This is a genomic window from Sulfuricurvum sp. RIFCSPLOWO2_12_FULL_43_24 (assembly GCF_001829605.1).
Classification (GTDB): Bacteria; Campylobacterota; Campylobacteria; order Campylobacterales; family Sulfurimonadaceae; genus Sulfuricurvum.
Map to the genome: position 1 here is coordinate 1 of NZ_MIBT01000098.1, position 13,780 is coordinate 13,780.

General features: G+C 43.8%; 13 protein-coding genes. 9 read left to right on the forward strand and 4 right to left on the reverse strand.

Annotated features, from left to right (window positions below; all coding sequences use genetic code 11):
- Positions 1–331 precede the first annotated feature (331 nt).
- The 7 genes from A3G19_RS09400 (at position 332) to A3G19_RS09430 (ending at position 7,764) form a co-directional block, all read left to right on the forward strand.
- Positions 332–811, forward strand: coding sequence for a type II secretion system protein (locus tag A3G19_RS09400; protein WP_294872298.1), 480 nt, complete (start codon positions 332–334; stop codon positions 809–811).
- Between the two features lie 106 nt (positions 812–917).
- A complete protein-coding gene (locus tag A3G19_RS09405) occupies positions 918–1,388 on the forward strand; it encodes a type II secretion system protein (protein WP_294872318.1) in 471 nt (156 codons plus the stop codon).
- Positions 1,378–1,842 carry a prepilin-type N-terminal cleavage/methylation domain-containing protein gene (locus tag A3G19_RS09410; RefSeq protein ID WP_294872300.1) on the forward strand — a complete coding sequence of 155 codons (465 nt, stop codon included), beginning with the start codon at positions 1,378–1,380 and terminating at the stop codon, positions 1,840–1,842. The genes A3G19_RS09405 and A3G19_RS09410 overlap by 11 nt, the downstream gene beginning before the upstream one ends.
- A gap of 7 nt (positions 1,843–1,849) precedes the next feature.
- Complete coding sequence (locus tag A3G19_RS09415; RefSeq protein WP_015654493.1) at positions 1,850–3,787, forward strand: primosomal protein N'; 1,938 nt, start codon at positions 1,850–1,852, stop codon at positions 3,785–3,787.
- Positions 3,788–3,906: 119 nt separating this feature from the next.
- A complete protein-coding gene (gene ispG / locus A3G19_RS09420; RefSeq protein ID WP_015654492.1) occupies positions 3,907–4,968 on the forward strand; it encodes a flavodoxin-dependent (E)-4-hydroxy-3-methylbut-2-enyl-diphosphate synthase in 1,062 nt (353 codons plus the stop codon).
- Positions 4,969–6,423 carry a replicative DNA helicase gene (locus tag A3G19_RS09425; RefSeq protein ID WP_015654491.1) on the forward strand — a complete coding sequence of 485 codons (1,455 nt, stop codon included), beginning with the start codon at positions 4,969–4,971 and terminating at the stop codon, positions 6,421–6,423.
- Between the two features lie 78 nt (positions 6,424–6,501).
- On the forward strand, positions 6,502–7,764 hold the full coding sequence (locus A3G19_RS09430) for a ComEC/Rec2 family competence protein (protein WP_015654490.1): 1,263 nt from the start codon (positions 6,502–6,504) through the stop codon (positions 7,762–7,764).
- Here A3G19_RS09430 and A3G19_RS09435 read toward each other — a convergent pair.
- Genes A3G19_RS09435 through A3G19_RS09445 form a run of 3 tightly spaced genes read right to left on the reverse strand, consistent with a single transcriptional unit; the run spans position 7,711 to position 10,703 of the window.
- Positions 7,711–8,472 carry a YihY family inner membrane protein gene (locus A3G19_RS09435; protein ID WP_294872303.1) on the reverse strand — a complete coding sequence of 254 codons (762 nt, stop codon included), beginning with the start codon at positions 8,470–8,472 and terminating at the stop codon, positions 7,711–7,713. The two genes, A3G19_RS09430 and A3G19_RS09435, sit on opposite strands and share 54 nt — an antisense overlap.
- Before the next feature lie 48 nt (positions 8,473–8,520).
- Positions 8,521–9,906, reverse strand: coding sequence for an FAD-linked oxidase C-terminal domain-containing protein (locus A3G19_RS09440; RefSeq protein ID WP_015654488.1), 1,386 nt, complete (start codon positions 9,904–9,906; stop codon positions 8,521–8,523).
- A gap of 2 nt (positions 9,907–9,908) precedes the next feature.
- A complete protein-coding gene (locus A3G19_RS09445) occupies positions 9,909–10,703 on the reverse strand; it encodes a plasminogen-binding N-terminal domain-containing protein (RefSeq protein WP_294872306.1) in 795 nt (264 codons plus the stop codon).
- Between the two features lie 122 nt (positions 10,704–10,825).
- Between A3G19_RS09445 and A3G19_RS09450 the strand changes: the two genes are divergently transcribed.
- Complete coding sequence (locus A3G19_RS09450) at positions 10,826–12,019, forward strand: peptidoglycan DD-metalloendopeptidase family protein (protein ID WP_294872309.1); 1,194 nt, start codon at positions 10,826–10,828, stop codon at positions 12,017–12,019.
- Positions 12,020–12,028: 9 nt separating this feature from the next.
- Positions 12,029–12,625: an NUDIX domain-containing protein gene (locus A3G19_RS09455; RefSeq protein WP_294872311.1), complete on the forward strand. Its 597-nt coding sequence runs from the start codon at positions 12,029–12,031 to the stop codon at positions 12,623–12,625.
- Here A3G19_RS09455 and A3G19_RS09460 read toward each other — a convergent pair.
- On the reverse strand, positions 12,622–13,780 hold a 1,159-nt coding region (locus A3G19_RS09460), incomplete at its 5' end, for a TonB-dependent receptor (RefSeq protein WP_294872313.1). The two genes, A3G19_RS09455 and A3G19_RS09460, sit on opposite strands and share 4 nt — an antisense overlap.

Sequence of the window (13,780 nt, forward strand, 5' to 3'; positions counted from 1 at the left end):
TCATGGGCTTCTTCATCGGCAACTTTTGGATTGGCACGTAACCCCTCAAGGGTAAAACTTTTAAACATTCCGCCGCTCAGATTAAATACGGCAAAATAGGGAGTGTGTCCGGCATTTCCGGCCATTTTCAGACTTTCATCCATCACAGGTACAGCGATTTTCATAATGTCTCCTTGTTTTCGGAAATTATGCCACAGTGACCTTAAATACCCGACTTAAATAGTGTTATGGGTGCATGTAATTAACTTTAAACGTTTTGTAAGAATTGTAGGCTCATAATGATGCTAAGGTTACGAGTGTAATCTATATTTTAAACTTCAAGGAGTAAACCATGAAACGTTCAGGTTTTACTATGATCGAGTTAATCTTCGTTATCGTTATCTTGGGTATTTTGGCAGCAGTTGCCATTCCACGTCTTGCGGCAACACGTGATGATGCGAAAATTGCAACAAAAGTTCAAGAAGGAACAGCTGTTCTAACTGAAATGGGTGCATATTATACAGCGCATGGTGCATTTGGTACTATTGCTGAAATGACAAACGTACAATTGGGTGCAAGCTCAACAACAGATTCTGATGCAGCTACAGAAGACATGAATACATCAAACACAGTTTATCTAAGTGATGGAGATGGTAGAGCATGTGTTTCATTCACAACGCTTGCAGGTTCTTTAGATGGTAACATTACTGTTAAATCAGAGACAGGTAACTCAGCAATTTGTAATGGTCTTAGAAGTGCACTAGAAGATAAAAACATCTCTTCTACTACGGGTGTTACACATAAATTGGGTGGATCGAACGTCGAGTATTAATCGATATTTATCTGTATATGTGCCGTAGTCGCGGCACATAATATAATAGTGTAGAATCAAAATATTTTGATTGTGTAGTATTATGAAAAGAAAGAGGATTTTAATGATGGAGATTAAAAATATTCAGCGTCATGGATTTACCATGATAGAATTAATTTTTGTCATTGTTATTCTCGGTATTTTAGGAGCGCTAGCTATTCCTCGTCTTGCTGCAACACGTGATGATGCAAGCAATGTTGTGATGGCACAAAGTATTATGACTGCAGCAGGGGAAATCGGATCGTATGTTGTTGCACATGGTGAGAGTAATGAGAGTCTCTCGGTAATGTCAGGAGCAATAACATCTTTGGTTAGTTCGGAGAAAGCTCATTTGAATACTGTTGAAAAATCAGCTTATTTTCATATGGGTGATATAACTGATTGTATTGTGATGGATATCAATTCAAGTAGTAACGATGAAAATCTAACGATTCTATATGGGAATGCAAATGGTGATTCCCATTGTTTGGGTTTGCAAAGTGTATTAGATATCGAACAATATCCTATGAAACTAAGAGGAGCAAGCATTGAACATTAGAAGATATGGTTTTACAATGATTGAATTAGTATGGGTGATTGTAGTTTTGGGTATTTTAGCGGCTATAGCTATTCCAAGACTTGCAGCAACTCGGGATGATGCACAGATAGCAAAAGGGCGTAGTGATGTTGCGGCAATACGTGCCGCGATTGTTAGCGAACGTCAGGGGCGATTATTGCAGGGGCAATCGAATTATATTAACCAGCTTCACAGTGGAAGTACAGGGAGTAAATCCTCTCTTTTTGATACCAATGGGAGCAGTACACTTTTACAGTATGGTATAGCTACACAAAATAATGTAAATGGTCATTGGGATGATACTGTTGGAGGGTCTGCAGGTGCTTACACATACGTTTATCGTGTCATGAACAGCGATAATACGTTTACGTACAATGATACCAATGGTACGTTTAGATGCACGAGTGGCACATATTGTGGTGCATTAACAGAATAATTTAAGAGTGTATTATTACAATCTAGCCCTTTTGGGTTCCCCTCTTGAACCCTTAACTTATCATTCAGAAAACTTTCTCATAATCGGTGCAGAAGTCGAAGTTACTTTGTCCAATCGCATTATGCAGGGTGTTGTGATCTCTGAGTGTGAAAAGCCTGATTTTACAACGCAGCCCATTAGTGCTCGTCATTGCGGGCTCGATCCGCAATCTGAGATCCTGAATCAAGTTCAGGATGAGAAGAATATAGTGGGAGATGATAAAATTTTTATTTATTCGGGTACCCAAATCCAAACTGCGCAATTTATGAGCGAATATTACGGATGTTCGTTGGGGGAGGCGCTCAATTTATTTGTCCCCTATCAACGTCATTGCGGACTCGATCCGCAATCTGAGATCCTGAATCGAGTTCAGGATGACAAAACTTCCCTCAATATCACCCTCTCCGAAGCTCAAAGTAAGGCCCTCGATTTTATACGCTCCCATTCCGTCTCTCTCCTTTTCGGTGATACGGGGGCAGGTAAAAGCGAAATCTATATGCGGCGAATGGATGAGGTTTTAAACGAAGGGAAGCGATGTTTGCTTCTGCTGCCTGAAATCTCCCTCACGCCTCAAATGGAGAAACGATTTTGTAATCATTTTGGCGAAGCAGTGGTGCTATGGCATTCGAAAATGACCCCCAAACAAAAAAAAGTGACATTGGAGAAGATCTATAACGAGACGGCACATATCATCGTGGGACCTCGCTCCGCACTCTTTTTGCCGATAGCCGATTTAGGGTTGATTGTTGTGGATGAAGAGCATGATGAGAGTTATAAATCCTCAAGCCGCCCCCGCTACAATGCACGGGATATGGCGGTTTATATGGGGAATCTCCTCAAAATTCCTGTTGTTTTGGGGAGTGCGACACCGAGTTTGAGCAGTTATGCCAAATATCCGTTTTTTCGTCTTCGTGGAGGGTATTTCGAATCCAAGCGGACCTTTGTATTTGAACCCTCTCTCGAAGCGTTGACCCCCTCTATCGACCGTGCCGTAATGGAAAATTATGCATCGGGTCATCAAGGGATCGTTTTTATCCCGACACGGGCCAATTTTAAGTACACTGTGTGCGATGCATGCGGTTACCATGTGGAGTGCCCGTTTTGCAGTGTGGGAATGAGCCAGCATAAAAACTCCCGTGCCTTGAAATGCCACTATTGCAATTACACGGAAGTATTGCCAAAAGTGTGTCCGAAATGTCAAAGCGGATCACTCCGCATGGCACGATTAGGGACAGCGGAAGCAGTAGAACATTTCAGCCGCCTAAATGAAAATTTGAGAGTTCAGCAGTTTGACCGTGATATTATTACCACTCAAAACAAACTCATTAAAGTGCTCGAAGCATTTAATAATCGTGAAATTGATCTCCTTATCGGGACGCAGATGCTCTCCAAGGGGCATGATTATCATGATATCACTCTCGCGGTGGTGATGGGGATCGATAATCTTCTCTCCCAAAGCGATTACCGCTCTAGGGAAAAGGCATTGTCACTGTTGGTTCAGATTGCGGGGCGCAGCGGCAGAAAACAAAATGCAACCGTGTTGGTGCAGAGTTTTAACGAGTCGTTTTTTCGAGGGTATTTAGATGATTACGAGAAATTTCTGATCGATGAGATGAGAATACGCAAAGATCGGTATCCTCCGACAAAGAAGCTGGCACGTCTTCTTTATGCCCATAAAAATGCGCTCAAAGGAAAAACAGTGATGGAGGAAGCAGTACGCCAAATAGAGCAGATGGAAAAAGTAGATATTATCGGTTTCGGTGCGGCACCGATTGAGCGGATTGCGGATAAATACCGGTTTCAAATACTGCTGCGAAGCGATAAAAGTACCGATCTGATCCGTGCGATTAAATATGTTAAATCACCGTTATGTGAGATCGATATGGATCCTATCGAGTTCGTATAAGTTTTAAACGCCAAAGGAATAAAATACCTTTGGCTACGCTGGCCGCTATGGCACTGAAGCTTGCCTCTTTCGAGGCAGAAGTCAGTAAAAATTAACGTCTTTAAAGCTACAATCCAAGCATGATAAAACGATACCCTACCAAACAAATTTTTGTCGGCAATGTCGCTATCGGCGGTGATGCTCCGATTTCGGTGCAGTCGATGACCTATTCACGCACAGCAGACGTAAACGCTACGGTTGAACAGATCAATCGTCTCCATTTCGCCGGATGCGATATCGTTCGCGTCGCGGTCCCTGATGAAGAAGATGCACGTGCCCTCAAAGCGATCAAAGAACAGATTTCCCTTCCTCTCGTTGCCGATATCCATTTTAATTATAAACTCGCTCTCATTGCGGCAGAAGTGGTGGACTGCATCCGATTCAATCCCGGAAATATCGGCGAAAAATCACGGATTCGTGAGATTGTCAAAGCGTGCCAAGAACGCCATATCCCGATCCGTATCGGTGTTAATGCGGGGAGTTTGGAAAAAGAGTTTGAACAGCGTTATGGACAAAGTGCTGAGGGGATGGTAGCATCGGCTGAGTACAACATCAAATATCTTGAAGATTTGGGTTTTACCGATATCAAAGTCTCCTTGAAAGCGAGTGACGTTCAACGTACTGTTGAAGCATACCGAATGTTACGGCCGAAAAATAACTATCCGTTTCATCTGGGTGTTACCGAAGCGGGGACAATTTTTCATGCGACGATCAAAAGTGCGATCGGATTAGGGACATTGCTGCTCGAAGGTATCGGCGATACGATGCGAGTTTCCATCACCGGAGAACTCGAAGAAGAGATCAAAGTCGGCCGTGCCATTCTCAAAGATAGCGGCGTCGCCAAAGAGGGTCCCAACATCATATCGTGTCCGACATGCGGACGGATTGAGGCTGATTTGGTTTCGGCAGTAGCCGTGATCGAAGAACGAACCAAACATATCAAAAAACCGCTTGATCTCTCGGTTATGGGGTGTGTTGTAAACGCCATCGGAGAAGCGAAACATGCCGATGTCGCGATCGCCTACGGTAAAGGTTCGGGATTGGTAATGGTGCGCGGCGAAGTGGTGGCACGCCTAGAAGAAGATAAGCTTGTCGATCGTTTTGTCGAAGAGGTTGAAAAAATGGCAAAAGAAGAGGATTAAATGGAAGAGTCTTTATATAATTTAGCATTTGAGCGCTCCGTCCTCAGTTCTATCATTTTTGATCCTGCTCAGTTTGATGAGTTTGATGCGGTATTAACTCCGGAGGATTTTTATCTCGCGGCGCATCAGGAGATTTATCGCGCGATGATGAGCTTAGCCCATCGTGATCTCCCTATCGATGAAGAGTTTCTCCGTAAAGAGTTGACGAGCAAACAGAAATTCGATGAGAGGGTGATGGTCGATATCCTCACCGCGAATCCGATTGCCAATACCAAAGCGTATGTTCAAGAGATTAAAGACAAAGCAATCAAACGCCATCTCCTTACCCTGACGACGGAGATCAAGCGGGTTACCCTCGAAGAGGAGCTGAGCGGAACCGACGTCGTTGATTTGGTTGAGCAAAAGCTTTATGAAATTACCCAAAGTTCTCAAGCAACCGATTTTAAAGATGCCCCATCGATTGCCGATGAGACGCTGGCTTATATCGAAGAGATGAAAGCGCGCGGAGATTCGGTCCTTGTCGGTGTCGATACGGGGTATGCGGAACTCAATAAAATGACGACGGGATTCGGTAAAGGGGATCTGGTTATCATCGCCGCCCGTCCGGCAATGGGGAAAACGTCATTCGCCCTTAATATGGTTCAAAATCTTCTCGATAAAGGCAAAGGGGTCGCCTTCTTTTCACTGGAGATGCCGGCAGAGCAGTTGATGCTCCGTCTACTCAGTGTTCAAACCTCTATTCAGCTTCAGCGGCTTCGTGTCGGGGATATGAATCCGCAGGAGTACAAACAGCTCAATGATGCGGTTGATAAGATGCGTCGCTCCAAGCTTTTCGTGGACGATCACGGCTCCATCAATATCCATCAACTCCGCTCCAAACTCCGTAAACTCAAAAGCCGTCATCCTGAGATCGAAGTAGCCGTCATCGACTACCTCCAAATCATGAACGGTACGGGGGGAAAAGATCGTCACCTCGAAGTCAGTGAAATTTCACGCGGGTTAAAAATGTTGGCACGTGAGCTTGGGATTCCGATTGTCGCCCTCTCTCAGCTCAATCGCGGACTCGAATCGCGCTCGGATAAACGTCCGATGCTCAGTGATATCCGTGAGTCGGGATCGATCGAGCAGGATGCCGATATCATCCTTTTCGTTTATCGTAACGATGTTTATCTCTACAAAGAGGAAAAAGAGCGGGAAAAAGAGGCGATTTCGGCCGGAAAAGAGTTTATCTCCAAATATGTCGAGAAAGAGGAAGAAGAAGCCGAGATCATTATCGGTAAACAGCGTAACGGTCCGACCGGACATGTGAAACTGATGTTCCAGAAAAAATTCACCCGCTTTGTTGATAAACCGACATTTGGTGCTGCGCAGATCGTTTATGAGAGTATCGATATGAAAAGTGCGACGATGAATATCGATGAAGGTGTCCAAAACGTTTCGATGCCGATAATATAAATCCGTTCGTGGTGAGCCTGTCGAACCATGAATATACCCTTCGACAGGCTCAGGGCGAACGGGGAAAAAGGAGAATAGATGAGCAAGCTCGAGCGCGTTGACCTTTTCGAGCTCAAAAGCGGCTCGCTTTTCATCCTCTTTCTCCTTTTTATCGCTTCTCTCTCCCTTTCGTACGAATACTATAAATTTACCGAACTTAAAACCTTTGACGATCCCCTCGTACGTGCTGAAGTAATCGATCAAGAAGTACGCCTGATCGCCGATAAGCCTAAGAGCTCCATGAAGCTTCGACTCGAAAACGGCTCATATGTCCGATGCGCTATGTCACCCTATCTGCGTGATCTTCGCGGACGTGAAGTGATGGTAGAATTACAGGTAGCGAACGTCACTTTTATCGATTTCTTAAAAGGGATGCATACTCGTGGTGTGATTATCGAAGTCTATCCAAAACTCAGTCTCAAAGAACAATGGTATCGTCGTATTACATCAGAGCATGGAGATCAGTGGATGAGAGAGCTTTACGGTGCCCTTTTTGTTGCAACACCGATGTCTCAGGAGTTTCAATCGCTAGTAGGAGCGATGGGACTGAGTCATATCCTCTCGATTAGCGGGTATCATTACGGTATTATCACACTGATTGCTTATTTTCTCCTTCGTCCCCCCTATCGGTGGTTACAGAACCGTTATTTTCCCTACCGTCACGGCAATCGGGATCTTTTCTTTTTCGTATTTGGAATCTTATTTTTCTATTTGTGGGCGTTGGAATTCATTCCGCCGATGGTGAGGGCATTGGGGATGATTGCCGTGGGATATTGGCTCTATGATCGGGGTATCAAAATTGTTTCGCTTCAAACACTTTTGATCGCAGTTGGAGTATTGCTCGCATTTTTTCCAAAACTTTTTTTCTCACTGGGTTTTTGGTTTTCGTCGTTTGGTGTCCTCTCCATCTTTATCTTTATCCGATATTATGAGCATTGGAAACCATGGCAGATATTTTTAGCACTTCATATTTGGTGCTATTTGGTACTGTTGCCGATCTCGCTTTCTATTTTCGGAACGTTTGGCTGGTGGCATATGGGCTCAATACCTCTTGCCTTAGTGTTTAACCTCTATTATCCGATTGTTTTAGCGTTGCATTTAACACCGTGGGGGGATATTTTTGACCCTTATTTACTACAAATGTTTGAAGCAGGGGATATTAATACCGTAACAATCCCGATCTGGATAGGGGTTATGAGTGTCATTTTGGCGTTGGGTTCTATGTGGCGAAAAGAGGCTTTTTGGAGCTTAGGTGTTTTGGGTCTCGCTACGCTGGGTAGCGCGGTTTATCAGATAGCATAGCTTCATCCCATAGATAACGATGATCCACGAGACGTAAATCCATAAGAAAAAAAAGATAAGGGCTGAAAAAGAGCCGTACATCGTGGCGTAGGTTTTATTATAAAAAACGTATTGGACAAAACTATTTTTAGCGATTCCCCAAACAACGGCTACGATAAATGAGCTGATTGCTGCTGCTTTAATCGAGACATCGGCATTGACAGCAATTTTATAGATCAAAAAGAAAATACTCCACAGCAAGAGAAAAGGGAAAATCGAGAGGGCGCTCAGCGCAAATCCGCTGATATTTGCTTCTAAATAAGCTTTAAGGCTCATGGAAGCGATTAAAACAATGGGTGTGAGGGTGATAAGCGTCCAATAGGTCGTGATAGCATCCCAGATTTTCCGCTTAGAGGTTTTGAAAATTTTACCGACAATATGTTCGAAGTTTTGAAAAAAGAGTAACGATGAGACAACCATCGTTGCAAATCCGATGATCCCAAGCTGTACGGAATTTCGGAAAAAAGATTCGAGATACCCAGCAATAGCCGCTGTCTGTACCGGCATGATATTATCAAAAATAAAGATTTGAATTTTGGCGTATTGTTCTTCAAATACCGGTACATTGGCGATCAAACTGAGTGAGATGATGAGTAACGGGACAACCGTAAAAATCGTATAAAAGCTGAGACTTGAGGCATATACAGTAATTTCCCGATCGAAGAGCATGAGGAAAAAAAGTCGTATATGTCTCAGGAGTGCTTTCAGATTCATCGGCTATTCAAGCCCCATTTTGGAAGGGTTGAGGATATTATTGGGATCAAACGCCCGTTTGATCGATTGAAACAATGCCATTTCTTCAGGGGTAAATGCCATCGACATGTACGGAGCTTTGGCAAGTCCGATACCGTGTTCTCCACTGAGTGTACCGCCAAGATCGATCGTGGCTTGAAACACTTCACGGATTGCTTCGTAACCAATTTTGACCGCTTCCGGGTCTTTTCCATCCACCATAACGTTGGTATGAACATTGCCATCTCCCGTATGACCAAAGCATGGGATATTGATGTTATATTTTTTGGCAATCGCATCAAATTTTTCGAGAAGTTCCGGGAGTGCTGAACGGGGAACGGTAACATCTTCGTTGATTTTTTTAGAACCATAGACGGAGAGTGATTGGCTGGCATTACGGCGGGCAAACCACAAATCACTGGCTTCTTGTTTATCTTTTGCGATTTTAAATTCGCTGCATCCGTTTTCTTGAAATACTTTTTGGATTAACGAGAGTTGGAAGTCGAGATCTTCTTCGAGATTGCCATCAACATCGGTAACGAGGATCGCTCCCGCTTCAATCGGAAGTCCTTTTTTGTAGACTTGTTCCACTGAGCGAATGGTGAGATTGTCCAAAAATTCCATGGCAACAGGGGTAACACCGCTCGCCATTGTTTTATAAACCGCTTCCATCGCTGAATGAACGGTGGGGAAAATTCCCATCGCTGTTTTTGTCATTTTAGGCTTTGAGAGGAGTTTGAGGGTCACTTCAGTCGTGACGGCTAACGTCCCCTCGGAGGCGATCAAAATCCCAGTAATGTTATATCCGGCGACATCCTTGATGGTACGTTTACCTGCTTTGATGATATCACCATTAGGGAGTACTGCACGCATAGCCATCACATAGTCTTTGGTAATCCCATATTTGGCGGCACGCATACCGCCGGCATTTTCGTTGACATTACCGCCGATCGTCGAGTACTCTTGGCTCGCCGGATCGGGCGGATAAAAAAGACCGACTGCTTCAACGGCACGTTGAAGTTCCATGTTAACCACACCCGGCTGAACGATCGCAACCATGTTTTGCATATCGATCTCTAAAATTTTATTCATATGTTTTTCGAATGCCAAAACAATGCCGCCGGAAGAGGGAAGTGCTCCCCCGGTAAAACCGCTTCCCGCTCCGCGCGGGACGATTACGATACGGTGCTCATTACAGTATTTTAAAATATCACTGACATCACCCTCGTGGCGGGGAAATAAAACGGCTTCGGGCTCAAATTTCTCGCGTGTAGCATCATAGCTGTAGGCGATGAGGTGCGCTTTATCGCTGTAGACATTCTCTTTTCCGAGTAAATTGGTAAAAAAGTCAATGGCACTGGACGAGAGCATTGTTATTCCTTCAAATCAAAATAGCGCAATAGTGCGCTTTTGTCACTAAATTTTGCTTTGTAGAGCTCATATAATTCTTTGTTTTTTGAATTGTTTAAAGCAATTTGCTCTAGATAGTAAGGTTCGTAGCTCTCCAATCGTGAACTTCCCTCTCCCCACCATGCTGCACGAATAGTTGGAATGCGGGTAAAGAATGGAGTTTGTTCTTTGGCCGCATTGCTCATAGAAGGGGTACTTTGCAAGAGTGTAAAGCTTTTACAATCAAGGGTAAAGAGGTTCTGGGCGCTTTGAATGTAGAGCAACCCTATGGAATTCGCGGTGCAATAACGTCTAAAGTCTTCGACAAGAGGCGTAGGATGCCCTTCATACGAGAGATAGGTTGCGTAGTTGTCAGGGTGGATCCACTCTATGCCGGCGATACTTTTGGTGATTGTATCGTAGGAATCATCATTGGGAGCGATTAAGAGGGCACGCTCATAATCGTGAGCCAATACGGCAGTATCAGAGGGTGCTGGTGTCCAGTTACCGGTAGGAAGTGAGTTTTGGCGAAGCCCGTCATAATCGCTCAGGCGTAAAATAGCACGGCCATTGGTCGGATTTAGTTGTTCCACACGTGCGTTGACAATAATAGTGCTGTGCGTAGCATCAAATTTTCGAACGATAAATCCGCTCATCCCCTCACGCAGATTTTCAGCTACGATGGTTGCACGAGATTCTTGGACTTCGAGCAACGGTGTCGTTATGGACGAGGCGTTTAAAACGCCGCACACGAGAAAAGTAGTAAGCCAGATGCGCATCATGGTAACCTTTTGGTAAAGTAATTAATAGCGATTATAGCTTATCACATCTTTGTAAATGGAATTTTTGCTATCATTTAAATCTTTTTCGCTTAAGAAGCGTATTTTGATCAAGGATGAGAATGGGTCGTTTTTTTGCATTATTGTTATTGCCCCTTCTCCTTTTCGGTGGCTCTGTAAAACCGTTTAAGTGGAAAGACGGTGAAAGTTTCCTCGCTTTTTTAGAGCGTAAAAAACTTCCGCTAACGGTTTACTACAATCTGGATAAAGAGGATCAAAAGCTCACCGAAGACATCCCTTACAGCGCAAATTGCCAAATGGTTTTGGATAATAAAAATGTTATTCGTCAGATTCTTATCCCGGTGAATGACGAATTGCAATTGCAGCTTTATCTCACACCCAAACGTCGCTATGAGATGAAAGTTGTTCCGATTATCAGCGAAGAGTATACGGAAACTCTCTATGTCCCGATCCAGAGCCTCCCTTACGATGATATTTTAAAAACTACCGGTTCTAAGAATTTGGCTTCCAGTTTTGTCAAAATGTTTAAAGGTAAAGTAGATTTCCGAAAAGGGTTGCAACCGGGTGATCCGATCATTATGATATACACTCAAAAGTATCGGTTGGGCAAGCCGTTTTCTATGCCCGAAGTGCATGGGGCAATGGTTGAAATCAATGGTAAACGTGTTGCGATTTATCGCCATACGGATGGCCGTTTCTACGATGAAAAAGGGGGACAATATGAGAAATTTTTGTTTAAACTCCCTATCCGTAATTCCCGCATTACGTCCCGCTTTACAAAACGCCGCTATCATCCGGTACTTCATCGTTATCGTGCCCATTTAGGGGTTGATTTTGGAGCACGTCCCGGAACGCCGATTCTCTCAACCGGAGAGGGGCGTGTCAGCTTTGCCGGATATTCGAATGGGTATGGGAAAACGATTAAAATACGCCATAGTAATGGCTTAACGAGCCTTTATGCTCATCAAAAATCGTTTAAAAAAGGGATACATTCGGGTTCAAGCGTTAAACAAGGTGACATCATAGGCTATGTTGGCTCGAGCGGGCTATCCTCCGGTCCGCATCTCCATTTTGGGATGTATCGAGGGAGCAGTGCGATTGATCCTTTTAGCGTTATGAAGAAAAAAACGGAAGGTTTCAGCGGTAAAGAGCGTAAGGTGTTTCTTGCAATCCGAGATAAAATGGATCAAAAATTTAAACAAGCACTGAAAAATAAAGCGGTTCGAAAACCTTATTTTGATTTTCATGAAACCTATTATATCGACAGTTCGACGTTCAAACCAAAACCTTTCTAAAGGGTGTAAATGATTACCAACGTCACGATTGTAGCGTGTGAAAATTCTAATTTTGTGAAGCCTAAAAGGATGACATATTTCCAGAACGGTGTATCCAAAATATGGGATATGGTGGAAGTACACGATAGCGTTGCGATACTTTTATACCATGAAGAGAAGGATACTTTTGTCGTGGTAAAACAGTTTCGTCCCCCTGTTTATCTCAAACAGGGTGATGGCTATACGTATGAGTTGTGTGCCGGTATTGTGGATAAAGATAAATCACTTGTTGAAATAGCACATGAAGAGATTCTCGAAGAATGCGGATATCACGTCCCATTGGAGAAAATCGAGAAAATCACCTCATTTTATACGGCAGTAGGATTTGCCGGATCGGTCCAGACCCTTTATTTTGCACAAGTGAATGAAACGATGCGAGTAAGCGAGGGAGGGGGAGTTGATGTGGAGGTTATCGAAGTTGTCGAGATTTCGGTAAACGAAGCGAAAAGATTTGTGATGGATGAGACCAAAGCGAAGACACCCGGATTAATGTTCGGCTTTGGATGGTTTTTGGAGAATAAAGAAGTCGTTACTAAAGCGTCAAATGCCCGGAAGGGCAAGGATTAGAATTTATAAGCAACCGTAGCGTAAAAATTACGTCCCGGTTCGTTCAAAACGAGAGGCTGTGAGCCTTCCATGATGGTGGTTAGTCCGATATAGCTGTTACTGAGTGCATAGGTACGATCAAAGAAGTTATTGATTCCTGCACTTACAGAGAAACCGTTACCCCATTCGGTACCGTATTTAAGATTTAAAACCCCGTATCCGGCAATCGCTTGCTCCCCGTTATTTTCATCGTATGTTTGGCGTTTAGCCGCTATAAACTCGGCTTCAGCATAGTTTTTAGCGTCATCGAATACCAGTGCAATTCGCCCTTTAAGCGGTGGGATATCGGCAAGATCTTTGTCTGTTTGCGGCAGTGTTGCGAGAGAATCGAGTTGATTAACATCTTTTTTTGTCCCTCTTTGATATGCCATGCCCGATTCGATACTCCATTCCTTATTTAGAAGATAATCAGCGGTAACATCTCCACCGACAATACGCGCATCTATATTTGCAAACGAGGTAGTTGACCCTACAACTTTATAGGCATAAATGTAGTCTTTTAAATCGCTGTAGAATACCGTACCTTTGAGATGAAGATTACCAAACGTATGCTCGACACCCATATCGATTTCACGGTTGATTGTTTCATTGAGGTTGGTATTGCCGACACTGGCAAAATAGAGTTCCCGCGCATCGGGAACGCGAGATGTTTGTCCTATCCCGACAAAGATATTTCCATTGCTGCTGTAGTCATAACGCCCTAGTACGTTCGCACTGATGTTGTCGTAATCGCGGTCTTTTACGGTTGCCATCAAGTTTTGATCAGCATCGATATGAGTATCGTCATACCGTAACCCTCCGCTGAGATCCCATGCATCAAAAGATTGAGATGCTTTTGCGTAAAGACCGATGTTATCGGTATCGGCATCAGGAATTTGGACTTGAGCATAAGGATTGAGGCGTGAGCCTTTTGTTCCGTTCCAATTACGCGTTGAGAGATCGATTCCGAGGGTAATCTCAGTTTTGTTGAGAGAAGCATGGTTTTCTACACGAACGCCTTGGATAGTTGCATCGACCGGTGATACCATTGTCGCTGCAGCACTGGTGGCTGAAGCTCTAAAATCGGTTCCCATTTCATGCTCTACTTTTGAATGATACGCTTCGATGAGAAGTTCT

Bases quoted from the DNA above. Each gene is read 5' to 3' on its own strand.
- A3G19_RS09455 (WP_294872311.1), top strand. From the start codon at position 12,029: ATGATTACCAACGTCACGATTGTAGCGTGTGAAAATTCTAATTTTGTG.
- A3G19_RS09425 (WP_015654491.1), top strand. From the start codon at position 4,969: ATGGAAGAGTCTTTATATAATTTAGCATTTGAGCGCTCCGTCCTCAGT.
- A3G19_RS09440 (WP_015654488.1), bottom strand. From the start codon at position 9,906: ATGCTCTCGTCCAGTGCCATTGACTTTTTTACCAATTTACTCGGAAAA.
- A3G19_RS09450 (WP_294872309.1), top strand. From the start codon at position 10,826: ATGGGTCGTTTTTTTGCATTATTGTTATTGCCCCTTCTCCTTTTCGGT.
- A3G19_RS09400 (WP_294872298.1), top strand. From the start codon at position 332: ATGAAACGTTCAGGTTTTACTATGATCGAGTTAATCTTCGTTATCGTT.
- A3G19_RS09405 (WP_294872318.1), top strand. From the start codon at position 918: ATGGAGATTAAAAATATTCAGCGTCATGGATTTACCATGATAGAATTA.
- ispG (WP_015654492.1), top strand. From the start codon at position 3,907: ATGATAAAACGATACCCTACCAAACAAATTTTTGTCGGCAATGTCGCT.
- A3G19_RS09430 (WP_015654490.1), top strand. From the start codon at position 6,502: ATGAGCAAGCTCGAGCGCGTTGACCTTTTCGAGCTCAAAAGCGGCTCG.
- A3G19_RS09435 (WP_294872303.1), bottom strand. From the start codon at position 8,472: ATGCTCTTCGATCGGGAAATTACTGTATATGCCTCAAGTCTCAGCTTT.
- A3G19_RS09445 (WP_294872306.1), bottom strand. From the start codon at position 10,703: ATGCGCATCTGGCTTACTACTTTTCTCGTGTGCGGCGTTTTAAACGCC.